This is a genomic window from Pseudonocardia sp. P-1 (assembly GCF_058111925.1).
In genome coordinates this window covers 5,418,515-5,441,011 of record NZ_CM176614.1, presented here as the reverse complement: position 1 = coordinate 5,441,011, position 22,497 = coordinate 5,418,515, and the positions used below count along the sequence as shown (strand labels likewise).

General features: G+C 75.7%; 20 protein-coding genes and 1 pseudogene. 10 read left to right on the top strand and 11 right to left on the bottom strand.

What is annotated here, in order from left to right:
* Positions 1-32: 32 nt before the first annotated feature.
* Positions 33-1,544 carry a GDSL-type esterase/lipase family protein gene (locus AC0GKK_RS26565; protein WP_482637671.1) on the top strand — a complete coding sequence of 504 codons (1,512 nt, stop codon included), beginning with the start codon at positions 33-35 and terminating at the stop codon, positions 1,542-1,544.
* A gap of 16 nt (positions 1,545-1,560) precedes the next feature.
* Here the strand turns inward: AC0GKK_RS26565 and AC0GKK_RS26560 are convergent, their stop codons facing one another.
* The 3 genes from AC0GKK_RS26560 to dprE2 all read right to left on the bottom strand — a co-directional run bounded on the left by AC0GKK_RS26560 (position 1,561) and on the right by dprE2 (position 4,659).
* Entirely contained in the window at positions 1,561-2,640 is a 1,080-nt protein-coding gene (locus tag AC0GKK_RS26560; protein ID WP_482637672.1) for a dipeptidase, read from the bottom strand.
* 20 nt (positions 2,641-2,660) lie between these two features.
* Positions 2,661-3,785: an NDMA-dependent alcohol dehydrogenase gene (locus AC0GKK_RS26555; protein ID WP_482637673.1), complete on the bottom strand. Its 1,125-nt coding sequence runs from the start codon at positions 3,783-3,785 to the stop codon at positions 2,661-2,663.
* 118 nt (positions 3,786-3,903) lie between these two features.
* Positions 3,904-4,659 carry a decaprenylphospho-beta-D-erythro-pentofuranosid-2-ulose 2-reductase gene (gene dprE2 / locus AC0GKK_RS26550; RefSeq protein WP_482637674.1) on the bottom strand — a complete coding sequence of 252 codons (756 nt, stop codon included), beginning with the start codon at positions 4,657-4,659 and terminating at the stop codon, positions 3,904-3,906.
* Positions 4,660-4,930: 271 nt separating this feature from the next.
* On the opposite strand from dprE2, the gene AC0GKK_RS26545 reads away from it, so the two are divergent.
* From AC0GKK_RS26545 to AC0GKK_RS26535, 3 genes are read left to right on the top strand one after another with little or no spacing between them, the layout of a single operon-like run.
* Positions 4,931-5,569, top strand: coding sequence for a nicotinamide mononucleotide transporter family protein (locus AC0GKK_RS26545; protein WP_226357436.1), 639 nt, complete (start codon positions 4,931-4,933; stop codon positions 5,567-5,569).
* Between the two features lie 22 nt (positions 5,570-5,591).
* On the top strand, positions 5,592-6,107 hold the full coding sequence (locus tag AC0GKK_RS26540; protein ID WP_489882845.1) for a hypothetical protein: 516 nt from the start codon (positions 5,592-5,594) through the stop codon (positions 6,105-6,107).
* On the top strand, positions 6,017-6,433 hold the full coding sequence (locus AC0GKK_RS26535; protein WP_489882844.1) for a hypothetical protein: 417 nt from the start codon (positions 6,017-6,019) through the stop codon (positions 6,431-6,433). Before AC0GKK_RS26540 ends, AC0GKK_RS26535 begins: the two co-directional genes overlap by 91 nt.
* A 36-nt stretch (positions 6,434-6,469) precedes the next feature.
* On the opposite strand, the gene AC0GKK_RS26530 is transcribed toward AC0GKK_RS26535, so the two are convergent.
* The gene (locus tag AC0GKK_RS26530; protein WP_208819165.1) at positions 6,470-6,997 is read right to left on the bottom strand and encodes a hypothetical protein; all 528 of its coding nucleotides are present in this window, start codon (positions 6,995-6,997) and stop codon (positions 6,470-6,472) included.
* 69 nt (positions 6,998-7,066) lie between these two features.
* On the opposite strand from AC0GKK_RS26530, the gene AC0GKK_RS26525 reads away from it, so the two are divergent.
* Together AC0GKK_RS26525 and AC0GKK_RS26520 are read left to right on the top strand one after the other, a co-directional pair.
* Positions 7,067-7,432, top strand: a complete 366-nt coding sequence (locus AC0GKK_RS26525; RefSeq protein WP_238590033.1) for a DUF2256 and DUF3253 domain-containing protein — start codon at positions 7,067-7,069, stop codon at positions 7,430-7,432.
* A gap of 21 nt (positions 7,433-7,453) precedes the next feature.
* The gene (locus tag AC0GKK_RS26520; RefSeq protein ID WP_482637676.1) at positions 7,454-8,263 is read left to right on the top strand and encodes a methyltransferase domain-containing protein; all 810 of its coding nucleotides are present in this window, start codon (positions 7,454-7,456) and stop codon (positions 8,261-8,263) included.
* Between the two features lie 10 nt (positions 8,264-8,273).
* Here the strand turns inward: AC0GKK_RS26520 and AC0GKK_RS26515 are convergent, their stop codons facing one another.
* The 4 genes and pseudogenes from AC0GKK_RS26515 to ilvD all read right to left on the bottom strand — a co-directional run bounded on the left by AC0GKK_RS26515 (position 8,274) and on the right by ilvD (position 13,207).
* Complete coding sequence (locus AC0GKK_RS26515) at positions 8,274-8,987, bottom strand: class I SAM-dependent methyltransferase (RefSeq protein ID WP_489882843.1); 714 nt, start codon at positions 8,985-8,987, stop codon at positions 8,274-8,276.
* 975 nt (positions 8,988-9,962) lie between these two features.
* A pseudogene (locus AC0GKK_RS26510) lies at positions 9,963-10,688 on the bottom strand (maleate cis-trans isomerase family protein); the annotation flags it as partial.
* A 183-nt stretch (positions 10,689-10,871) separates the two neighbouring features.
* Complete coding sequence (locus AC0GKK_RS26505; RefSeq protein WP_251782292.1) at positions 10,872-11,423, bottom strand: ACT domain-containing protein; 552 nt, start codon at positions 11,421-11,423, stop codon at positions 10,872-10,874.
* Between the two features lie 101 nt (positions 11,424-11,524).
* Positions 11,525-13,207, bottom strand: a complete 1,683-nt coding sequence (gene ilvD / locus AC0GKK_RS26500; RefSeq protein WP_482637678.1) for a dihydroxy-acid dehydratase — start codon at positions 13,205-13,207, stop codon at positions 11,525-11,527.
* 218 nt (positions 13,208-13,425) lie between these two features.
* Here ilvD and AC0GKK_RS26495 point away from each other — a divergent pair, with 218 nt between their 5' ends.
* A complete protein-coding gene (locus tag AC0GKK_RS26495; RefSeq protein ID WP_346108707.1) occupies positions 13,426-13,878 on the top strand; it encodes a L,D-transpeptidase in 453 nt (150 codons plus the stop codon).
* A gap of 66 nt (positions 13,879-13,944) precedes the next feature.
* Here the strand turns inward: AC0GKK_RS26495 and AC0GKK_RS26490 are convergent, their stop codons facing one another.
* Positions 13,945-15,879 carry a DEAD/DEAH box helicase gene (locus AC0GKK_RS26490; RefSeq protein ID WP_489882842.1) on the bottom strand — a complete coding sequence of 645 codons (1,935 nt, stop codon included), beginning with the start codon at positions 15,877-15,879 and terminating at the stop codon, positions 13,945-13,947.
* 286 nt (positions 15,880-16,165) lie between these two features.
* Here AC0GKK_RS26490 and AC0GKK_RS26485 point away from each other — a divergent pair, with 286 nt between their 5' ends.
* A complete protein-coding gene (locus AC0GKK_RS26485; RefSeq protein ID WP_489882841.1) occupies positions 16,166-16,915 on the top strand; it encodes a tyrosine-protein phosphatase in 750 nt (249 codons plus the stop codon).
* Between the two features lie 49 nt (positions 16,916-16,964).
* On the opposite strand, the gene AC0GKK_RS26480 is transcribed toward AC0GKK_RS26485, so the two are convergent.
* A complete protein-coding gene (locus AC0GKK_RS26480) occupies positions 16,965-19,436 on the bottom strand; it encodes a Tex family protein (protein WP_489882840.1) in 2,472 nt (823 codons plus the stop codon).
* Between the two features lie 174 nt (positions 19,437-19,610).
* Positions 19,611-20,213 (bottom strand): TetR/AcrR family transcriptional regulator, encoded by a 603-nt coding sequence (locus AC0GKK_RS26475; protein WP_476651678.1) that lies wholly within the window; start codon positions 20,211-20,213, stop codon positions 19,611-19,613.
* A 91-nt stretch (positions 20,214-20,304) separates the two neighbouring features.
* On the opposite strand from AC0GKK_RS26475, the gene AC0GKK_RS26470 reads away from it, so the two are divergent.
* Together AC0GKK_RS26470 and AC0GKK_RS26465 are read left to right on the top strand one after the other, a co-directional pair.
* Positions 20,305-20,745 carry a DUF8021 domain-containing protein gene (locus tag AC0GKK_RS26470; protein ID WP_476651679.1) on the top strand — a complete coding sequence of 147 codons (441 nt, stop codon included), beginning with the start codon at positions 20,305-20,307 and terminating at the stop codon, positions 20,743-20,745.
* Positions 20,746-20,756: 11 nt separating this feature from the next.
* Positions 20,757-22,415, top strand: a complete 1,659-nt coding sequence (locus tag AC0GKK_RS26465; RefSeq protein ID WP_489882839.1) for a GMC oxidoreductase — start codon at positions 20,757-20,759, stop codon at positions 22,413-22,415.
* The last annotated feature ends 82 nt before the right edge of the window (positions 22,416-22,497 follow it).

Here is a 22,497-nt window from a genome sequence, read left to right as displayed (position 1 = left end):
CACCACCCCGTGTCCCGCCCCGCACACTGACGGTGGCCGCCCGTCCCACCTCCCGGTCCTGGCCCCGCGCGCTGCTGCGTGAGGCCCGGTCGCTGCCCACACTGGCGCTGCTCGGGCTGATCGCCGTCGTCGGCGTCCCGCTGGTGATCCTGCTGACGCCGGAGAACCACGTCGAGGTGTTCGGCCAGGACGTCGGCGTGGGCGCCCGGGTGCCGCCCCTGACGCTGTCGGGGCCCGCGCAGATCGCCCAGCTCGGCAACGCCGAGTTCGACCTCACGACCGTGCAGGTGTGGGGTCCGATCCGGCCGCGGCTGTCGATCGGGCCGTTGAAGCGGCCCGCCGACAACGGCCCGGTGCTGGGCCCGCACACGGTCGACGGCGCGGGCGACGCGGTCCGCGACCTCGGTGAGGGGTTCGTGACCTGGTACCTCTGGGGCGCCGCGGGCATGGTGCTGGTCGCGCTGCTGGGCAGCGGGCTGACGGCGACCGCACGGCTGCTGCTGGCGCTGCGCAGGACCCGCACCCGCCGGTACCGGCCGGTGCACTGGGACGACCTGGCCGGGCCGATCGGGCGGATGACCGTCGTCGCGGTGACCGCCTCGGTGCTGCTGTGGGCGGGCGCCGGGGTCGCCGCGCTGCACGGCACCCTCACCGGTCTGGGGCGGGTCACCTCGCTCACCGACCTGGTCGGGGCGGCGACGGTCACCCCGTCGCCGGTCGGGCCCGCGGTCACCGGGGTCGCGGGCGCGGTGATCGGGGACTCCCGCGCGGCCCGGATCGGCGGCCCGCCACTGCGGCAGGACGACGGCACCGTCACCCCCGAGGACCGCGCCTGCGGGCGCAGCACCGACTCCACCGCCGCCGAGCTGGCCCGGCTGCGCGGCGAGGACGTCCTGAACCTGGCCTGCGCCGGGGCGGGCGTCGCAACCGGGCTGCGCGGGCCGCAGCTGCGCGAGGGCGTCACCGTCGACCCCCAGGTCGGGCGGCTCAAGCAGGTCCGGAACCTGCAGTGGGTGGTCGTCGCGGTCGGCCCGAACGACCTGGCCTGGTCGGACTTCCTGCTGTACTGCTACGGCCTCGCCACCTGCGACGACCGGCTCTCCGACGGCGAGTTCGAGTCCCGCCTCGCCGGGTTCGCCCGTGACGTCGGCGCCCTGTTCACCGACCTCGACACGCTGCCGGGGCGCCCGCGGGTGGTGGTCACCCTGTCCTACGACCCGTTCCCGGCCCGGTTCGACCCGACCTGCGCGGACATGCGCGGCCCGGCCGGCACCCCGGGTCTGGACCAGGCCAAGCTCGACCTGCTCGCCGAGCGGAACCGCCGGCTCAACGACGTGCTGGCCGACGGCGCCGCCCGCTTCGGGTTCGGCACCGCCGCGCCCGCCCTGGCACCGCTGTGCGACCCGGACCGCGACCGGATGCCGCCGGACATCATGGGGCTCGCCACCCCCGACCCGTTCCACCCGACGGCGGTCGGCTCGCTGCGGATCGCGGCGTCGGCGGCGACGGCCCTGGCCGGCCCGCGCCCCGCCGGGACGCCGTGACCCCCTGCCGGGCCGCTCAGGCGTCGGCGTCGCGCAGCACCCGCAACGCGTTGCGGTGGGCCAGCTTCGCCAGGTCCTCCGTGCTCCATCCGCGGTCGGCGAGTGCGTCGAGCAGGCGCGGGTAGGTGGACACGTCGGAGAGCTCGTCGGGCAGGTCGGTGGTGCCGTCGTAGTCCCCGCCGATGCCGACGTGGTCGATGCCCGCGGCCTCGCGCAGGTGCTCGACGTGCGCCACGACGTCGGCGAGGGTGGCGCGCGGCTGCACGGGCCCGTCCCAGGTCTCGACGAACCGGTTGCGGGCGGCGAGGTCGCGGTGGTCGGCCCCGGCGTCGGCCATCGCCTCCCCCAGCCGCTGGTCCCACTCGGTCACGGCGGCGGAGACGAAGCGCGGCACGAACGTCGCCATGGCCACGCCGCCGTTGCCGGGCAGCGCCTCCAGCACGTCGGCGGGCACGTTGCGCGGGTGGTCGGTGACGGCGCGGGCGCCGGAGTGGGTGAACAGCACCGGCCGGGTGGTGACGGCGAGGGCCTGGTGCATCGTCGCCGGAGCGACGTGCGAGAGGTCGACGATCATGCCGATGCGGTTCATCTCGGCGACGACCCCGCGGCCGAACTCCGACAGCCCGTCGAGGCGGGGCGTGTCGGTGGCCGAGTCGGCCCAGTTGTTGTTCAGGTTGTGGGTCAGGGTCAGGTAGCGGACCCCGAGCCCGCGCAGGACCCGCAGCACGGCGAGGGAGTCGGCGATGCAGTGCCCGCCCTCCGCCCCCATCAGGGAGGCGACCCGCCCGGAGCCGACGACGGCGTCGACGTCGTCGGCGGTGTCGGCGAACGCCAGGGCGTCCGGGTGGGCGGCGAGCAGCCGCCGCACCCGGTCCACCTGGTCGAGCACCGCGGTGACGGCCTCGTCGTGGCCCAGCTCGCCGGGTACGTAGACCGACCAGAACTGGGCGCCGACCCCGCCGGCCCGCAGCCGCGGGAGGTCGGTGTGCAGCCGCGGGTCCCCGGCGGCGACGTCCGGCTCGCGCGCCGGGTCGCCGCCGGAGAGCTCGCGCAGCGCCCAGGGCAGGTCGTTGTGTCCGTCGAGTACGTAGACCATGCCCCGGAGCCTGCCAGTGCTCAGTAGCGGATGACGCCCCGGATGTTCTTGCCCGCGTGCATGTCCTCGTAGGCCGTCGCGACCTGGTCCAGTGTGTAGGTGGTGGTGACCAGCTCGTCGAGCTTCAGCGCGCCGGCGCGGTAGAGCTCCAGCTGGCGCAGGATGTCCCAGTTCGGGTTGGACATGCCGAACATCGCGCCCTGGATGCGCTTCTGGAACAGGGTGACGTCGGCCAGCGACACCGGCAGCGGCTCGGTGGAGTTGATGTCACCGAGCGCGGTGACGACGACGGTGCCCGCCTTGCGGATCGAGGCCATCGCCTGCCCGACGTGGTCGGGCTTGACGACGCCGACGGTCACGATGGTCTGGTCGGCGCCCTGACCGTTGGTGAACTGCTTCGCGATCTCGGTGGCCTCCTCCATCGTCTCCACCGCGTGCGTGGCGCCGAGCTCCTGGGCCTTCTCACGCTTCAGCGCGACCGGGTCGACGGCGATGATGTTCGCCGCGCCCGCGTGCGAGGCACCCTGGACCGCGTTGATCCCGATGCCGCCGATGCCCATGACGATCGTGGTGTGGCCCGGTTGCACGCCGCCGGCGTTGACCGCGGAGCCCCAGCCGGTGCCGACGCCGCAGCCGACGAGGCAGGCGACCTCGAGCGGGATGTCGTCGGGGACCTTCACGCAGGAGTCCTCGGAGACCAGGGTGGTCTCGCAGAAGGTCGAGATGCCGCACATCTGGCCGACGGGGGTGCCGTCGTCGGCGAGCCGCAGGCGGGTGGTGGGCTCCTCCCAGCGAGTGCCGGCGAGCAGGCCCGCGCCGAGGTCGCAGAGGTTCTGCATGCCGCTGGCGCACCAGCGACAGTGCCCGCAGGAGGGCAGGAACGAGAAGACGACGTGGTCGCCCTCCTTGAGGCCCTTCTTGTTGGCCCCGGCGCGGGTGACGATGCCGGAGCCCTCGTGGCCACCGGCGAACGGGTAGGTCCCGACCGGGATGTCCCCGGTGGCGATGTGGTCGTCGGAGTGGCACAGCCCCGACGCGACCATCTTGACCTCGATCTCGCCGGCGCGCGGCTCGTCGAGTTCGAGGTCGACGACCTCGTACTTGCCCGGAGCACTCCGGACGATTGCTCCACGGGTGTGTCCCACGGTGGTTCACCTCAGACGTCGTCGTCCAACAGGATGCGCGCGACGATATGAGCCCGGTCACTCCAGGGGAAGTGCCACACGCAGATCGCGGGACACCGTCCGCCTGTAGACCGTGTCGCTAACGGGGCATCCGACGCCAGACGGCGCGGGGCAGCATCCGCAGCCCGAGGAACAGCAGCCGCAGGGTGCCGGGCACCCAGACGTCGGCGTTGCCCCGCCCCCGCCGGACCGCGCGCACCGTCGCGTCGGCGACCTGCGCGGGCGTCGACGACAGCGGCGCCGGGCTCATCCCCTCGGTCATCCGGCCGACGACGAACCCCGGGCGGATCAGCACCAGCCGCACCCCGGTCCCGTGCAGCGCGTCGGCCAGGCCGGAGGCGAACCCGTCGAGCCCGGCCTTGGCACTGCCGTAGACGTAGTTGGCGCGCCGCACCCGCACGCCGGCCACCGAGGAGTAGACGACCAGCGTCCCGCTCCCCTGCGCGCGCAGCACCTGGGCCAGCTCGGTGAGCAGGTGCACCTGGGCGAGGTAGTCGGTGTGCACGATCGCGGCGGCGTGCGTGGCGTCGGTCTCGGCGCGGGCCTGGTCGCCGAGGATCCCGAACGCGACGACGGCGACGTCGATCCGGCCGTGGCGCGCCGTCACGTCGTCGAGTAGCGGGCGGTGGCCTGCGAGGTCGTCGGCGTCGAAGGCGACGGTGTCCACCGTGGCGCCCGCGGCCCGGACCCGGGCCGCCTCAGCGGTCAGCGCCCCGGGGCGGCGCGCGGCCAGCACGACCGTGTCGGTGTCCCCGGCGGCGAGCCGTTCGGCGACCTCCAGCCCGATCTCGCTGCGACCACCCAGGATCAGGACCGTGCGCTCCGAACCACCCACACGGTGCAGCCTCCCACCCGGTGGCGAACCGTCGTCGCCATGGGGGCGGACGGTGAAGCCGGTGCGGTGCGGAGTCGACCCGCACGACGTCGTCGTGGTGCCGGTCGACAGCCGTGCGGTCACCCGGGTGCGCCGCGACCGGCTCGGCGTCCAGCCGGTCCGAGGCCGGTGTGGGTCCGCTCACACCGGACCGGGTGGGGATGGGCGGGGCCGGCCCCGTCGTTGTCTGCTGACACGGGGCGCGCCCGCCGCGTCCGGGAAGGGGACCGTCGTGGACCTCCTGCTGCACCACGGGCTGACCGCGTTCGGGCAGTTCGTGTCGTGGGCCGAGCTCGTCGGGCAGATCGGCGCCATCGCCGTGGTGTTCCTGGCGCGCCGGCGCAGCCTCGCGACCTGGCCGGTGCAGATGGCGGCCTGCGTGCTGCTGTTCACCGTCTACGCCTCGGCGCACCTGGGCGGGCTCGCGTTCCGGCAGGTCATCGTGCTGGCCATCTCGGTGTTCGGGCTCGTCGCGTGGCTGCGCAGGCGCGACCCGGTCTACGGCCTCGCGGTGCGCCAGGCGAGCACCGCGCAGCGGCTCGGGCTGGTCGGGCTGCTCGTCGGCGGCACCGTCGTGATGGCACTGGTCCTCGAGGCGCTCGACGCCAGCTGGGCGCCCTGGCCGGACGCCGCGATCTTCGTCGGCACCGCGGTCGCGTTCCTCGCCCAGGGTCTGCGGTTCATCGAGTTCTGGGTGATCTGGCTGCTGGTCGACGCCGTCGGCGTGCCGCTGCAGCTGGCCTCGGGGCTGTGGTTCTCCGCCGCGGTCTACGTCGTGTTCGCCGGGCTGGTCGTGCACGGCTGGTGGAGCTGGGCGCGGGCCCGGCGCACCGTGGGGGCCGCGCAGCGGGAGCCGTCGCGGGCGGTCTGAGCCGCCACGGGATACTGCTCGGATGAGCACGTCCCCCGTCCGCCGCGCCGCCGTCCTCGGTTCCCCGATCGCCCACTCGCTCTCGCCCGCGCTGCACAACGCCGCCTACACCGCGCTCGGGCTGACCGGCTGGCACTACGACCGGCACGAGGTCGACGAGGCGGGTCTGGCCGGGTTCGTCGCCGGGCTCGGCCCGGAGTGGGCGGGGCTGTCGCTGACGATGCCGCTCAAGCGGGTGCTGCTCGACGTCGCCGACCACGTCGCACCGGGGGCGGCCGCGATCGGCGCCGGCAACACCCTGGTGTTCGAGGGCACCGGTGCGACCGCGCACAACACCGACGTCACCGGCATCGCGCGCTCGCTGCGCGCCGCGGGCGCGGGGGGCGGGCGCGCCGTGGTGCTCGGGCGGGCGGTACCGCGCAGGCCGCCGTCGCCGCGCTGCACGACATGGAGGTCGACGCCGTCGACGTCCTGGTCCGCGACGCGGGGCGGACCTCTGCGCTGCGCGGGACGGCCGAGCGGCTCGGCACCGAGGTGACGGTGCACGCGGTGCTCACCGACCCGCCCGCCGCGGCGCGGCTGCTCGAGGGCGCCGACGCGGTCGTCTCCACCCTCCCGGCGGGGGCGGCCGACGCACTGGCCGGTGCGCGCTGGCGGCCGGGGACCGTACTGCTCGACGCCGTCTACGCGCCGTGGCCGACGGTGGTCGCGGGCGGCGCGGCGGCGGCCGGGGCGCGGATCGTGTCCGGCCTGGAGATGCTGCTGCAGCAGGCGGTCGCGCAGGTCGAGCTCATGACCGGACGTCCCGGTCCGGAGGCCGCCATGCGCGAGGCGCTCGACGCGGCCGTGCTCGCCCGCAGCTGACCCCCGGCCCGGCGGTGCCGCGGCCCGGGGCGCTGCTCAGGCCGGGGTCCGGGCCGCGGCGGCCCGCCCGGCGCGACGCCGCGCCGGTGCCCACGGGGTGCGGCCCCACGGCGTCGCGACCGAGGCCCAGGTCATGAACAGGAACGCGGCGATGTTCAGCGCCGCGCCGGTGACGAGGGCCCGCCCGACCGGGCTCGTGGAGTCCCCCGCCGCGAACGCCACCACGCTCTGCTCCACCCACACCCCCACCGCCAGGGTGCTCCACACGATCACCGCGACGGTCAGCACCAGCTTGACCAGCACCCACCAGTACCGGGTCAGGCCCCACGGGCTCACGAGCGCGACGACCACCCCGCTGACCAGCGCCGCGAACGCCAGCGGGATGACCAGCCACCAGTCGACGACGTCGACGAACCGGTACGCGGCGGCCGCCGTGGCCGGGTCCGCGCCCAGCGCGACGCCGGCGAGCACGACGTTCGCCGCGCCCGCGCCCATCCACCCCACCGACACCGCGACGTGCACGAAGACCAGCCACTGCCGTACCCGCTTCCCCACCCGCGCCACGCCTTGAGAATAAGGCACCTGATAATTCTCGGCGAGCGGAGCGCCGCGGGCGGGACGACCATGGCGGTCGTGGAGGAGAAGAGCTGCGTGGTCTGCGGGCGGCGGATCGAGTGGCGGAAGAAGTGGGCCGACGACTGGGAGCAGGTGCGCTACTGCTCCCAGGGCTGCCGCAGGCGCAAGGTCCGCCCGGTCGACACCGAGCTGGAGTCGGCGATCACCGGGCTCCTCGACCGGCGCCGGGGCGGGGCGACGATCTGCCCGTCCGAGGCGGCCCGCGCCGTCGACCCCGACGGCTGGCGCGACCTCATGGAGCCGGCGCGGATGGCCGCGCGCCGGCTCGTCGACGCCGGACGCGTCGAGATCGTGCAGTCCGGCCGGGTCGTGGACCCGTCGACGGCCAAGGGCCCGATCCGGATCCGCCGCGTGCCCGGCTGAACGCCGTGCCAGGCTGACCCCGTGCCCCGCGACACCTACACCCACGGTCATCCGGGCGTCGTCGTCCGGTCGCACGCGGCCCGCACCGCGGAGGACTCGTGCGCCTACCTGCTGGACCGGCTCACGCCCGGCACCAGCCTGCTCGACGTCGGCTGCGGCCCCGGCAGCATCACCGCGGACCTGGCCGAGCGGGTCGCGCCCGGCCGGGTCCGCGGCGTCGAGGTGGTGCCCGGACCGCTGGAGCAGGCCCGCGCCGGTGCCGCCGCCCGCGGCTTGGAGGTGGAGTTCGCCGTCGACGACGGCTACGCCCTGTCCGACCCGGACGACACCTGGGACGTCGTGCACGCCCACCAGGTGCTCCAGCACGTGTCCGACCCGGTCGCGGTGCTGCGCGAGATGGGCCGGGTCGCCCGGCCGGGCGGCCTGGTCGCCGCCCGCGACGCCGACTACGCCGGGTTCCACTGGTGGCCGCACGACCCGCGGCTGGACCGCTGGCTGGAGCTCTACCGGGCCGTCGCCCGCGGCAACGACGCCGAGCCCGACGCCGGACGACGGCTGCTCGGCTGGGCGCACGCGGCCGGATTCACCGAGGTGACGCCGTCGGCGTCGGTCTGGTGCCACGCGACCCCGCAGGCCCGCGCCGCCTGGGGCGGGATGTGGGCCGACCGCATCCACACCGGCGTCGGCCGGATGGCCGTCGAGCGCGGGCTGGCCGGGGAGTCCGAGCTGGACGGGATCTCCGCGGCGTGGCGGGAGTGGGCGGCGCACCCCGACGGCTGGATCGTCATCCCGCACGGTGAGGTCCTCTGCCGGGTTCCCGACCGGCCCTGAGCCGCCCGGGTCAGGCGCGGCGGTGCAGGGCGACCACGTAGTCGCCGCCGGACCAGGGTGCACGGTCCCAGGTGGACCACCGCGCGACCGGGTCGAGCCCGGCGGAGGCGCACCAGGCGTCGTGGTCGTCGGGGGTGGGCCAGCCCGGCTGCGCGGCGAACCCGGCCAGCAGCAGGCCGCCCGGACGCAGGTGCCGGGCACAGCCCGCGACCACCCCCACGCGGTCCTCGGCGTAGGGGATCACGTTGCCCGCCAGCACGACCAGCCCGAACCGCTCGGGCAGGTCCAGGGTCTCCAGGCCGGTGGTGACCCAGCGCAGCGCGGGCGCCTTGGCCCGCGCCGCGGCGATCATGTCCGGGTCCGGGTCGACGCCGACGACCGCGACGCCGCGCCGGTCCAGCTCGATCGCGACGCGGCCGGTGCCGCAGCCGCCGTCGAGGACGGGGCCGTCCCCGCGCAGCGCGCAGACCAGGTCGGCCTCGCCGTGCGGGTTCTCCCCGGCCGCGGCCATCGCCGCCCACCTGCGGTCGTAGTCGTCGAGGTCGACCCGGCCGCGCCAGGCCTCCCAGTCGTCGGGGAGCCCGCCGGGGCCCGGCTCACCGGGGTCGGCACGGGGTCCGCTGCGGTCGGACAGGGCGTGGTCGTCCGGGGCGGGGTCGTGCGGGGCGGGGTCGTGCGGGGCGGGGTCGTGCGGGGCGGGGTCGTGCGGGGCGTGGTCGGGCACCCCCGCAGGTTAGGCGGCGACCCCGGAGTCCAGCCGACCGCGCAGCCACCGGCCGACGCCCGCCCCGCGCAGACACGGGTGGAGCACCACGACGGGCTCGGGCACGCCGGTGTCGGTGCCGAGCAGCGCGGCCACGCCGACCAGGTCGCCGGCGGCGGTGCGCAGCAGCAGCGCCGGTCCGGCGACGGGCGCCAGCAGCCCCGCGAGGTCGGCGGCCGTCCAGTCCACGGCCGGTTCCCCGGCCAGGCAGGTCCGCAGCAGCACGTCGAGCTCGGCGGTCTCCTCCCCCGCCGCGGGTTCCGCGACGAGCTCGGCCCCGCCGGGCAGCAGCACCGTCGCCCGGGGCGGCGGGGTCGCCGCGCCCGCCCGCAGGAACGCCTCGCCGCGGGCCCGCTCGGTGACGGTGAACGGCGCCCACTCCCGGGCCGCCAGCACCGGCGGGCCGGCCGGGGCGGTGAGCTCCAGGACGTGCGTCCCGGCCGCGACCGGGCCGGTGCCGACCTCGTCGGCGTGCAGGAGCGCGGCGAGGCCGTCGAACAGCCCGTCGCGGCCGCGGGCGGCGGCCACGAGGTCGAGCGCCCGGGTGGGTCCGTCGACCAGCTCGTGCGGGTCGGCCGGGGTGACCTGCACGGTGTCCGGGCCGGACCCGCGCAGCCGTCGCCGGATCACCCGCGACAGCCGGTCCGCGGTCACCCCGCCGCCGACGAGCATCTCGTCGACGACGGTGCCCGCGTCGCGGCCGTGCACCGACAGCGACAGGATGTTGCCGCCGACCTCGGCGACGGCCGCGGTCAGCCGGGCCAGCGCACCGGACTCGTCGGGCAGCCGGACGCGGACCTTGAGCAGCGGCGCCGGTCCCGGCCCGGCCGCGGTCGCGAGGACCACCGGGTCGAGGTCCGCCGGGCCGGGATCCGTCCTGCCGGGGGCCGCGGCGTCCACCACCCGTAGCACGGGCGGGACGGACGGGCCGTCGACGAGGGTCTGCCCGGGGCCGACGGCGGAGTGCCCGGCCGCACGCAGCGCGGCCCACATCGTCACCTGGTTCGCGGTGAGCACCGGCTTGCCGAGCTCGCGCTCCAGCACGGCGATCGCGTCGTAGGTGGGCAGGTTGGTGCAGGAGACGAAGACCGCCTGCGCGTCGGGGTGGTCCGCGGCGCGCACGGCCGCGGCGACCTGCTCCGGGCTCGTCGTCCAGATGTGGCCGAGCAGGCCCAGGCCGTGCCGGGCGACGGTCTCGACACCCGATCCGGCGAGGAAGTCGGCGAGCAGCGCGGTGAGGTCGTCGACGTAGGGGGTGGCGACGGCGAGCCGGGTGACCCCCAGCTCGGCGCACGCCGCGACCAGCGACCCCGCCGTCGTGACCGCCGCCGGCGCGCCCGCGGCCAGCACCGCGTCGCGCAGCGCGGCCTCCCCCGCCACGCCACCGACGAAGCTGCCCGAGGTGCACGAGTACGCGACCACGGCGGGCCCCGGTGTCAGCACGTCGCGGGCGGCCTGCCGGACCATGGCCGGGTCGGAGATCAGCCGGGCCTGCGCGGCGTCGGCCGGGGTCGCGACGAACGGCGTGCGGGTCACGTGCAGGGTGACCCGCTCGGGGACCCACCGCCACATCTCACGGTCGAGGGCGAAGTCGTACGGCACGACCACACCCACCCGGTCCCGATCCCGCGGGGACGACAGCTCACCCATACCGGCCTCCATGACGCAACGATCACCGTCCATCGTTGCCGCCACGGGTCGCGGCGGTTTCGCGATGGTGAGGACGCCCGCCGGAGGCCGTGTGGGTACTGCCCGTTCTCGATCGTCCTGCCGGAAGGATGCCAGCGGTGGCGGTGCCGTGACCTCCGTGCCACGCCGACCGGCGCCTGCGGTGCGCCGAGTGCGCTACGCCCCGGCCCAGCCGCGCGGGTCGGACTCCGGGCGCGTCGCGACCGCGCGCAGGAACGCCTGGGCCCGGGCCACCTCGGTGACGGTGAACGGTGCCGCCCGCCGGGCGACCAGCCGGGAGCCGTCGGGCGCGGTCAGCTCCAGGTCGTGCTCGTCGCGCGCACCCGGCTCGTCCGGGCCCGGCGTCCGGACACCCGACGCGCCGAGCAGCGCGGCGATCCCGTCGGCGGGGCTCTGACCGGCGGCGACGATGTCCAGTGCCCGGGTGGGCGGGTCGACCAGGTCGTGCGGGTCGGCGGTCATGACGAGGACCCCGCCGTCGGGGGCCGCCCCGCAGACCGCCACAGACAGCTCGCCGACGCTGCACGGCCCGGACACCAGCAGCTCGTCGACGACGGAGCGCGCGTCCTGACCGTGCACCGACAGGGCGAGGATGTTGCAGCGCACCTGCGCCAGCGCCGCCGTCAGCCCGGCCAGGGCACCGGGTTCGTCGGGCAGCCGCACCCGCACCCGGTAGAGGCCGTTGGTCGTCCCGGGATCGGTGCTCATCACCACCAGCCTGCGGGACCGATGTTGCGGCCCTGTGTCGGGGCGGTGTCGGGTGCGTCGCGGCCGGCGCGCCCGTCGGTCGGGCGGGCCGGCCATGCGGGTCAGCCGCAGACGGCCCCGTCGGCCGCGGACGACACGAGCTTCGCGTACTTGCCCAGCACCCCGCGCCGGTTCGTCGGCTCCGGGCACGTCCACTCCGCGCGCCGCCGCTCCAGCTCGGCGGGCTCGACGCCGATGTCGATCGTGCGGGCCTTCATGTCCAGGGTGATCGTGTCGCCGTCGTGGACGAGCGCGATCGGTCCGCCGTCGGCGGCCTCGGGTGCGACGTGCCCGACGCACAGCCCGGTCGTGGCACCGGAGAAGCGGCCGTCGGTGACCAGCAGGACGTCCTTGCCGAGGCCCGCGCCCTTGATCCGCCCGGTGACGGCGAGCATCTCCCGCATCCCGGGCCCGCCGCGGGGGCCCTCGTAGCGGATCAGGACGATCGTGCCGGGCCCGATCTCGCCGGCGTCGACGGCGTCGAGTGCGCCCTGCTCGCCGTCGAAGACGCGGGCGGTGCCGGTGAAGGTGGTGGCGTCGAACCCGGCGGACTTGACGACCGCGCCGTCGGGTGCGAGCGAGCCGCGCAGGATCGTGAGGCCGCCGGTGGGGTGGATCGGGTCGGCGAGGTCGTGGATGACCGAGCCGTCGAGGCCCGGCGGGTCGAGCTCGGCGAGGTTCTCCGCGACCGTGCGGCCGGTGACGGTGCGGGCGTCGCCGTGGATCAGGCCCGCGTCGAGCAGTGCCTTCATCACCACCGGTACGCCCCCGACCTGGTCGACGGCGTACATGAGGTGCCGCCCGAACGGCTTGACGTCGGCCAGGTGCGGGATCCGGTCGCCGACGGTGTTGAAGTCGTCCAGGGTCAGCGGCACCTCGGCCTCGCGGGCGATGGCGAGCAGGTGCAGCACCGCGTTTGTGGATCCGCCGAAGGCCATGACGACGGCGATCGCGTTCTCGAACGCCTCGCGGGTCAGCACCGACCGCGCCGTCAGGCCACGGGCGATCATGCCGACCGCGGCCTCGCCGGAGGCGCGGGCCACGCCGTCGCGACGACGGTCCACCGCGGGCGGGCTGGCCGAGCCGGGCAGCGCCATCCCGAGTGCCTCGGCGGCCGCGGCCATCGTGTTCGCGGTGTAGAAGCCGCCGCAGGCGCCCTCCCCCGGGCACATGGCCCGTTCCAGGGTGTCGAGCTCGTCGGGGGTGATCAGGCCGCGCGCGCACGCACCGATGCCCTCGAACGCGTCGCCGATGTTGACCTCCCGGTCACCGACCCGGCCCGGCATGATCGATCCGGCGTAGACGAACACCCCGGCGAGGTCGAGCCGGGCCGCGGCCATCAGCATCCCGGGCAGCGACTTGTCGCATCCGGCCAGGAGCACCGTCCCGTCGAGCCGCTCGGCCTCGACGACGGTCTCCACCGAGTCGGCGATGATCTCCCGGCTGACCAGCGAGTAGTGCATGCCCCGGTGTCCCATCGAGATGGCGTCGGACACCGAGATCGTGCCGAACTCCATCGGGTAGCCGCCCGCGGTGTGCACCCCCTCCTTCGCAGCGGTCGCGAGCCGCTGCAGCGACAGGTTGCACGGGGTGATCTCGTTCCAGGACGAGGCGATGCCGATCTGGGGCTTGGCGAAGTCGTCGTCGCGCATGCCGACCGCGCGCAGCATGCTGCGGGCGGCGGTGGCGCCGATGCCGTCGGTGACCTGATGACTGCGGGGCTTGCGGGAACTGGTGGTGGCCATGCGCGCTCCTCGGCCGGACTCCGGTGTCGGGACGGGGCCGATCCTGCCGCACATCACCGGCGCAGGCCCGTTTCCGGCCGCACCGGATAGCCCGTCCGGGCGTACCCGTTGCTACGGGTGATCGTTGGACTCTCCGGCAGCACCGTCATTCACCCGAGAGGACCCGAGCGACGCTCATGGCGCACACGAACGAACCCACTCCCCGTAGTACTCGACGGGTGCGTCGCCGCCGCGCGCTGGTCGTCGCGGCCACCGGACTGGTCGTCGGGCTGGGCGCCGCGGGCACCGCGGTCGCCGCCGGCACCGGCTCCGGCGTCGCCGGCACCCCGTGCTCGGCGACGGCGAAGGCCTGTGTGGACCTGGAGTCCCAGCAGGCGTGGCTGATGAAGGGCGGGAAGGTCACCTACGGCCCCGTCGACGTCGCCACCGGTGGGCACGGCACGGAGACCCCGACCGGGGACTTCGCCGTCTACGACAAGGACCGCGACCACCACTCCGCCGAGTTCGACGGCGCCCCGATGCCGTGGTCGGTCTTCTTCGCCCCCGGCGGCATCGCCTTCCACGAGGGCGACCGCGACTCCGGGTCCGCGGGCTGCGTGAAGCTGCGCAACCAGGACGCGACGGTGTTCTTCGGAAAGCTGGCCCACGGTGACCGGGTCGAGGTGCGCTGACCCTCCCCACCGACGACGACAGGGGCCCCGCGCGGATCGCGCGGGGCCCCTGTCGTGTGCCGTGTGTCAGCGGGCGCCGGCGTTGTCCCGGTCGCGACGCACGTTGGCCTTGCGGCCCTTCAGCGTCGTCGCGCCGCGCAGCGAGCGCAGCACGTCGTCCGCGGCGTGCTCGGGCACCTCGACCAGCGAGTGGCGCTCGTGGATCTGGATGGCGCCGATGTCGCGGCCGGACAGCCGGGACTCGTTCGCCAGCGCACCCACGATGTCCTGCGGGCGCACACCGGAGGCACGGCCCGCCGAGACGAACAGGCGGGTCGCCCCGGCCTTCGGCGGACGGGCGCCCTGGCCGCGAGCACCGCCCGGACGGCCGTCGCGGTCGCGGCGCGGGCCACGGTCGCCGGGGCCGCTGTCACGGCCACCGCGCGAGCGGACCTGCGGGATCTCGATCTCGTCGTCCGGCACCGAGTTGCCGGCGCGGGCGAGCCGGATCGCCGCGGCGGCGATCGAGGCGAGGTCGTGGTCGCGGGCCAGCTCGACGACGAGCTGCTCCACGCCGTCCTGCGGCGGGGTGTCGGCGTCCTGACCGGCCTGCTCGCGCAGGGCCAGCGCGGTGCGGGCGAGCCGCACGGTGCGCAGGTCCTCCGGCGAGGGCACCGGCGCGCTGGGCACCGACGCCCCGATGAGGCGCTCGATGTTGCGCAGGTGACGCACCGACCCCGGGGTGACCAGGGTGATCGCGACGCCCTCGCGTCCCGCCCGGCCGACCCGGCCGATGCGGTGCACGTAGGACTCCGGCGACGAGGGCACGTCGTGGTTGACCACGTGGGTCAGCGAGTCGATGTCCAGGCCACGGGCCGCGACGTCGGTGGCGACCAGCAGCTCGGTGCGGCCGGCGCGCAGGCGCTCGACGACCCGGGTGCGGTGCTCCTGGTCCATGCCGCCGTGCAGCGCCTCGGCGCGCAGGCCGCGCGCGGTGAGGGTCTCGGTGACGGCGTCGACGTCGGCGCGGGTGCGGCAGAACACGATCGCCGCGGTCGGCTGCTCCATCTCGAGCACCCGGCCCAGCGCGACGGTGACGTGGCTGCGGGGCACGTGGTACGCGGTCTGGCGGACCCGCGGGGCCTCGCCCTCGGGCGTGGCCTCCTTCTTGATCCGGATGTCGGCCGGGTCGCTCAGGTGGGTCCGCGCCAGGCTCTGGATGCGGCCCGGCATGGTCGCCGAGAACAGCACGGTCTGGCGGCCCCGCGGCGTCGCGCCGAGGATCGTCTCGATGTCCTCGACGAAGCCCATGTCGAGCATCTCGTCGGCCTCGTCCAGGACGGCGACCTCGATCGCGTCCAGGGCGAGCGCGCCCCGGTTGACCAGGTCGATGGCGCGGCCGGGGGTGGCGACGACGATGTCGACGCCGCGGCGGAGCTGGCCCAGCTGCGGGCCGATGGGCGCGCCGCCGTAGACGCAGGCGACCGAGGCGCCGAGCGCGGCACCGTACTTGGAGACCGCGTCGCCGACCTGCATGGCCAGCTCACGGGTCGGGGCGAGCACCAGTCCGAAGGGCTTGGCGCCGCGGGAGCGGGAGGTGCGGCCGTCGGCCAGGCGCTGCAGCATCGGCAGCGAGAACGCGGCGGTCTTGCCGGTACCGGTGGCGGCCTGGCCCAGCAGGTCGCGCCCGGCGATCAGCGGGCCGATCGCGGCGGCCTGGATCGGGCTCGGCGAGGCGTAGCCCAGCTTCTCGAGGGTGTCGAGCAGCTGCGGCGCGAGGCCCAGGTCGGCGAAGGTCGGGCCGGCGGGGGTGTCGTCGACGGGCTCGTCGGCGGTGCCCGCGTCCTCGGTGCGCGCGTCCTCGACACCCACGCCCTCGGCCCCGTCGCCGGAGGCAGTGCTCTCCGCGGCGGCGGTCGTGTCGGGGGTGGTGGCGTCGTCGGTGTCCGTCATGGCGGCGGAAGTGGTGATCTCGTCTCCGGAGTCGTTCAGGTCGGGGTACTGGTCCAGCAGAATGCTCACTCGGTCCTCAAATGGCGTGCGCAGGGGGGGTGCGCTGTGTCGTCGGGCGGCTCTCGCCCGCTCTCCCAGCCCGCCAGGCCCGCGTGCGGCATCTCGATCCAGATGATGTGCCGGTGAACCCAGACCTCCGGGGCTCGCGGCCGTGCGTCGTCGCCGACGGCCGTCGATCGACCAGTGTGCCATGTCCCGGTGCGGTCCGTGCGCCGGGTCCCGCGTGACCGACACCACCGATGCCCCTGGTCACGACCCTCGGCGCGGCCACGGGGAGATCACCGACCCTGGTCGGGTGACGGCATTCCTCTCCAGCGCCGCGGCCCGGCGCCCGGCGAACCTGCGTGATCTCGGTGGTCTGCGCACGACGGACGGCTACCGCGTCCGGCACGGGGTGCTCTACCGGTCCGACGCGCCCCGCCCGGGCGACCCGCGCGACGCTCGGGCCCTCGACCTGCCCGAGGGATCGCCGTGGCCGCCGCGGACCGTCGTCGACCTGCGCTCGGCGGCGGAGACCGGCGAGCCGCATCCGCTCGCCGACGTCGCCGACGTCCGTCCGGTCCCGCTCGGCGCGTCGCTGACCCCGGAGCGGGTCGCGACGGCCGCCGCCGGGAAGAAGGGGCTCGGGTGGGCCTACCGGCTGCTGGCGGCCGAGGCCGGCGCCGAGCTCGCGGGGATCGTGCGGACCGTCGCCGACGCGCCCGCCCCGGTGCTCGTGCACTGCGCCGCGGGCAAGGACCGGACCGGGATCGTGGTCGGGGTACTGCTGGCCGTGCTGGACGTGCCGCGCGCGACGGTCGTCGCGGACTACCTGCGCACCAACGACGTCCTGCCGACGCTGTGGGACCGGCTGCGCGCCTGGGGCCAGCCCGAGCCCGACGACGAGGCGCTGCTCGGGGTGGACGCCGCCGCCCTGGAGGCCGTGCTCGACGACCTCGACGCCCACCCCGCCGGCGCGGCGGGCCGGCTGCGCGAGTGGGGCGTCGGCGACGACGACCTGCGCCGCCTCGCCGAGCGGCTGCTGGAGCCGGTCCTCCCGCACTGACCGCGACCGGGCCCCGCGCACCCGGGGTGCGCGGGGCCCGGTCGTCGGCTCAGGACTTGCCGAAGCCCGCCTTGCGCAGCGCCTCGGCCATCGCGTCGTTGGCGGGGCCGCGGTCCTGCCGGCCACCGCCGGAGCCGCCGCGGCCACCGCCCTGACCGCCGCGGCCGCGGTCGCCACGGCCACCGTCGCGACCACCCCGGCCGCGGTCGCCGCCGCCCGGACCGCGCCCGCCGCGCTCGCCGCCGTCGCGGCCCCGGCCGCCCTGGCCTCCGCCCTGGCCCTGGCCGGGCCCGCGGGACCGGCCGCCGCGCTCGCCGGCGCCGGGCTCGTCGTCCAGACGCAGGGTCAGCGAGATCCGCTTGCGGGCCTCATCGACCTCCAGGACCTTCACCTTGACCACGTCACCGGACTTGGCGACGTCGCGCGGGTCGGACACGAAGTCCTTGCTCATCGCGCTCACGTGCACGAGGCCGTCCTGGTGCACCCCGACGTCGACGAACGCGCCGAAGGCGGCCACGTTGGTGACGACGCCCTCCAGCAGCATCCCCGGCCGCAGGTCGGAGATCTTGTGGACGCCCTCGGCGAAGGTCGCGGTCCGGAACGCCGGCCGCGGGTCCCGGCCGGGCTTCTCCAGCTCGGCCAGGATGTCGGTGACGGTCGGGAGCCCGACGGTGTCGTCGACGTAGTCCTTGGGCTTGATCTGGTGCAGTCGTGCGGCGTTGCCCATCAGGGCGGACACGTCGAGCGTGGTGCGCTCCACCATCCGCCGGACGACCGGATAGGACTCGGGGTGCACGCCGGTGACGTCGAGCGGCTCGTCCCCACCGCGGATGCGCAGGAAGCCCGCGCACTGCTCGAACGCCTTGGGCCCCAGCCGCGCGACGCCGGTCAGCGCGGTGCGGTTCCGGAACGGGCCGTTCTCGTCGCGGTGGGCGACGATCGCGCCGGCGAGGGACTCGGAGATGCCCGAGACCCGGCGCAGCAGCGGCGCGGACGCCGAGTTCACGTCGACACCGACGGCGTTCACACAGTCCTCGACGACCGCGTCGAGCGAGCGCGACAGCGACGACTCGGGCAGGTCGTGCTGGTACTGCCCGACCCCGATCGACTTCGGGTCGATCTTGACCAGCTCGGCGAGCGGGTCCTGCAGGCGCCGCGCGATGGAGACCGCGCCGCGCAGCGAGACGTCCATGTCGGGCAGCTCGGCCGAGGCGTAGGCCGACGCCGAGTACACCGACGCGCCGGCCTCGGACACCATCACCTTGGTCAGCTTCAGGCCCGGGTTCGCCGCGATGAGCTCACCGGCCAGCGCGTCGGTCTCCCGCGAGGCGGTGCCGTTGCCGATCGCGATCAGCTCGACGGAGTGCTTCGTGCACAGCGCCGCCAGGGTCTTCAGCGACCCGGCGCGGTCCTTGCGGGGCTCGTGCGGGTAGATCACCGCGGTGTCGACGACCTTGCCGGTCGCGTCGACGACGGCGACCTTGACCCCGGTGCGCAGGCCCGGGTCGAGGCCCAGGGTGGCGCGGGTGCCCGCGGGGGCGGCGAGCAGCAGGTCGCGCAGGTTCGCCGCGAACACGCCGATGGCGCCCTCCTCGGCGGCGGTGCGCAGCCGGACCCGGATGTCGATGCCGAGCGCGGTGAGCAGGCGGGTCCGCCACGCCCACCGGACGACGCCGAGCAGCCAGGCGTCGCCGGCGCGGCCGCGGTCGGCGACGCCGTACTCGGCGGCGATCAGGGCCTCGTAGGGGTTCGGCTCGTCGTCGGCGACGCCGGCGTCGAGGGTGACGTCGAGCGCCTCCTCGGACTCGCCGCGGAAGACCGCGAGGATCCGGTGCGAGGGCAGTGTCGTGAACTTCTCGGCGAAGTCGAAGTAGTCCGAGAACTTGGCCGCGGCCTGGTCGTTCTCCTTGCCCTCACGGACCGTGGTGACCAGCCGCCCGTGCGCCCACATGCGCTCGCGCAGGCCGCCGACGAGGTCGGCGTTCTCCCCGATCCGCTCGACCAGGATCGACCGGGCACCCTCCAGCGCGGCGCCGGCGTCGGCGACCTCGTCGGTCACGTAGCCGGCCGCCGACGAGTGCGGGTCGAGCGTCGGGTCGGCGAGCAGCGCGACGGCCAGCGGTTCCAGGCCCTGCTCGCGGGCGATCATCGCCTTGGTGCGGCGCTTGGGCTTGTAGGGCAGGTAGATGTCCTCGAGCCGGGCCTTGGACTCGGCGGCGAGGATGGTGGCCTCGAGGGACTCGTCGAGCTTGCCCTGCGACCGGATGGAGTCGAGGACGACGGTGCGCCGCTCCTCCAGCTCCCGCAGGTAGCGCAGCCGCTCCTCCAGGGTGCGGAGCTGGGCGTCGTCGAGGCCGCCGGTCGCCTCCTTGCGGTACCGGGCGACGAAGGGGACCGTCGAGCCCTCGTCCAGCAGGGCCACCGCGGCCCCGACCTGGTCCGGCCGGGCGCCGAGCTCGTCGGCGATGCGCTGGTTGATCGAGCGGTGCTGCTGGATGTCCGGGGGTGCCGTGCCTGTCACCGCCCCATCGTGGCGAACGGTGTCGCGGGCGCCACCGCCGGGTGGGGGGTCGCGTCCGCGCCCGTCCGGACGGCGGCCCCGTGACCGTCGACGGGTGTCCGACATCCGATGGAGAACCCGGTGGGTGAGCGTCCGCTCACCCGTGCCAGACTGCCGCCCGTGGCTCGCTGTGGATCATGGCCCGCCGGGCGGCCCGCCGTCCGCGGCCAGTGCGGCGAGCCCGGTCGCGAGCGCGTGCACCATGCGGCTGTACAGGTCGGGCGGCGCCTCGCCGGGCACACCGAGGCGGTACTCTCGGACGAGGCCGTGGAACAGCGCGATCATCGCGGTCGCCAGCTCGTCGTCCGGCACGCCGAGGTCCACCCCGCCGGCCGCGCGGCCGCGCGCCACCATCGCCGCGGCCTCGTCCCGGACCCTGCGGTGGTGGTCGGCCACGGCCGCGCGCATCGCCGGGGTGCGCATCGCCACCGCCCAGCTCTCGGCGTCGAGCAGGGTCGCCGGGCGCGAGCGGGCGGTCTCCAGCAGCACCGCCTCCAGCTCGGCCAGCCCCTGTTCGGGGCCCGTGTCCAAACCGGACCGCACCCGGTGCAGGTCGCCCTCCAGGTGGCCGGTCATCAGCGCCCGGAACAGGTCCTGCTTGCTGCCGAAGCGGCTGTAGATCGACCCCACCGACACCCCGGCGGCGCGGGCGATCTCGTCCACCGAGGCGCCGTCGTAGCCCCGCTCGGCGAACACGTCGGCCGCCGCGGCCAGCAGGGCCGCCCGCGTGCGCGCCACGCCGTCGTCCCGTGTCTCCCGGCGCCTGCCCCCGGGCGTCGCTCCCGTCACGTCGTCCCCCCGTCCGCTCCCCCAGGTCCCGGAGGTTCCCATGCGGTCGCGCAGTCTGCTGCTGTCCGTGCTCGTCGGCGTGATCGTCGCCGGAGCGGGGGCGGGTGTCGCGTCCGCCTCCACCTGTGACGACGCCTGCCGGGTCGACGGTGCCCGCGCCTACGTCGCCGCGCTCGCCGACCACGACCCGTCGGCGGTGCCGTTCCACCCGGACGCGACCCGGGTCGAGGCGGGGCTGCCGACCGGGTTCTCCGGCGACCAGCTGCGCGCCGACCTGCGGTTCGGCCCGCAGTACCGGATCATCCGCGCCGTCTCCGACGAGACCTACCACGTGCGCGGGGACGGCGTCGTCGTCGCGGAGTTCACCCTGTCCGTCGGGGCGGGTCCGGTGGGCCTCACGACCGCGCGGGTGCACGAGACCTTCCGCTACGACGACGGCCTGATCCGCGAGATCGTCGCCGACATCCGGATCGGGGGCTGAGCCGGATGCGGGTGACCAGCCGCCGGGGGTTCCTGACCGGGGCCGCGCTCGGTGCGGCCGCGCTGGGTGCCGCCGGCACCGCGACCGCCGCGCCGGCCCTGCTGCGCCGCGAGGTCACCGCGATGTCCGCACCGGCCGTCGTCGTCGGGAGCGGGCTCGGCGGGTCGATCGCCGCGGCCCGGCTCGCCGAGGCGGGCGTGCGCACCCTGGTCCTCGAACGCGGCCGCCGCTGGACCACACCGGCCGCCGACACGTTCCCGCCGTTCCTGCGCCCGGACCGCCGCTCGTCGTGGCTGACGCCCGCGCCGGTGTTCCCCGGCCAGCCGCCGACCCTCTACCGGCCCTACACCGGCCTGTTCGAGAAGGTGTCCGGGCGCGGGATGAGCGTGCTCTGCGGGGCGGGCGTCGGCGGGTCGACGCTGGTGTACGCCGGGGTGTGGATCCGGCCGGACGCGGCGGTGTTCTCCGCGGCGGTCCCCGGCATCGACCACGACGAGCTCGCCGCCGTGCACTACCCGCGCGCCGCCGCCCGGGTCGGGGTCTCGCCGATCCCCGACGACGTCCTGGCCCACCCCGCGCACGTCGGCACCCGGCTGTTCCTGGAGCAGGCCCGCCGTGCCGGGCTGACCGCGCAGCTGCTGCCCAACGCGACCGACTGGGACGTCGTGCGTGCCGAGTTCGCCGGGCGGGCGACGCCGTCGATGTCGGTCGGCGAGTACTTCACCGGTGTCAACTCCGGGGCGCGGCTGTCGGCGGACAAGAACTACCTGCGCGACGCCGAGGCCTCCGGACTGGTCACCGTCGCCCCGCTGCACCGGGTGGTCGACCTGCACGCGGTCGGCGGCGGACGCTACCGGCTCGACGTCGAGCGGATCGACACCGACGGCGTCGTGCGGGAACGGATCGCGCTCACCACCGGCGCGCTGTTCCTCGCCGCCGGGTCGACCGGCACCTCCCGGCTGCTCGTGCGGGCCCGCGAGACCGGGACGCTGCCCGACCTCACCGCCGACGCCGGCCGGTTCTGGGGCAACAACGGCGACCGCATCCAGCTGCGCGTCGGCGTCCCCGAACCGGCGGGCGGACCGCAGGCCGGGCCGATGGCGGCCGGCATCCGCCCACCCACCGACGACCGCGCAGAGGCCGTCACGCTCACCTTCGGTCCCGCGCCGCTGCCGTTCGACGTCCGCGCGATGTCGCTGCCGGGTTTCGGGGCCTGCGACCCGGTGGGCGAGTTCCGCTTCGACGGCGCCACCGGCGAGGCCGTGCTGCACTGGCCGGCCGACGGCGACGCCGACGCCCAGCGCACCGTCCGCGACCTCACCCAGCGGTTGATCGCCCCGGACGCCCCGATCGGCGCCGGCCTCGGACGGGTCGTCTCCGACGTCGCCTCCCGGCTGCCCGCAGGGCTCTCCGGCCTGGTCGCGCGTGCCGCGGACGCACCCTCCGGGGTCCTCGACCTGGGGGCAGCGGACCCGGTCACGTGGCACCCGCTGGGCGGCGCGGTGCTGGGCCGGGTCACCGACGACCGGGGACGCGTGGCCGGGCACCCGGGACTGCACGTCGTCGACGGGGCGCTGGTGCCGGGGACGACGGGGAGCACGAACCCGTCGTGGACGATCGCGGCGATCGTGGAGCGGGCGATGGACGGGATCCTGGCCGACGGGCTGTGAGCCCGTCCCGCGGCGCCCCTGCCCGGTCCGCGGCACCCCGTGCGCGGGTCGCCGCGCGAGGTCGTGGGGCGCCGCGGCACCG

What these genes read in the sequence shown, in the direction of transcription:
- AC0GKK_RS26540 (WP_489882845.1), top strand. Translation starts at nt 5,592, where the DNA reads ATGAGCACGTCCCCCGTCCGCCGCGCCGCCGTCCTCGGTTCCCCGATC.
- AC0GKK_RS26535 (WP_489882844.1), top strand. Translation starts at nt 6,017, where the DNA reads ATGGAGGTCGACGCCGTCGACGTCCTGGTCCGCGACGCGGGGCGGACC.
- AC0GKK_RS26470 (WP_476651679.1), top strand. Translation starts at nt 20,305, where the DNA reads ATGCGGTCGCGCAGTCTGCTGCTGTCCGTGCTCGTCGGCGTGATCGTC.
- AC0GKK_RS26505 (WP_251782292.1), bottom strand. Translation starts at nt 11,423, where the DNA reads ATGAGCACCGATCCCGGGACGACCAACGGCCTCTACCGGGTGCGGGTG.
- ilvD (WP_482637678.1), bottom strand. Translation starts at nt 13,207, where the DNA reads ATGGCCACCACCAGTTCCCGCAAGCCCCGCAGTCATCAGGTCACCGAC.
- AC0GKK_RS26560 (WP_482637672.1), bottom strand. Translation starts at nt 2,640, where the DNA reads ATGGTCTACGTACTCGACGGACACAACGACCTGCCCTGGGCGCTGCGC.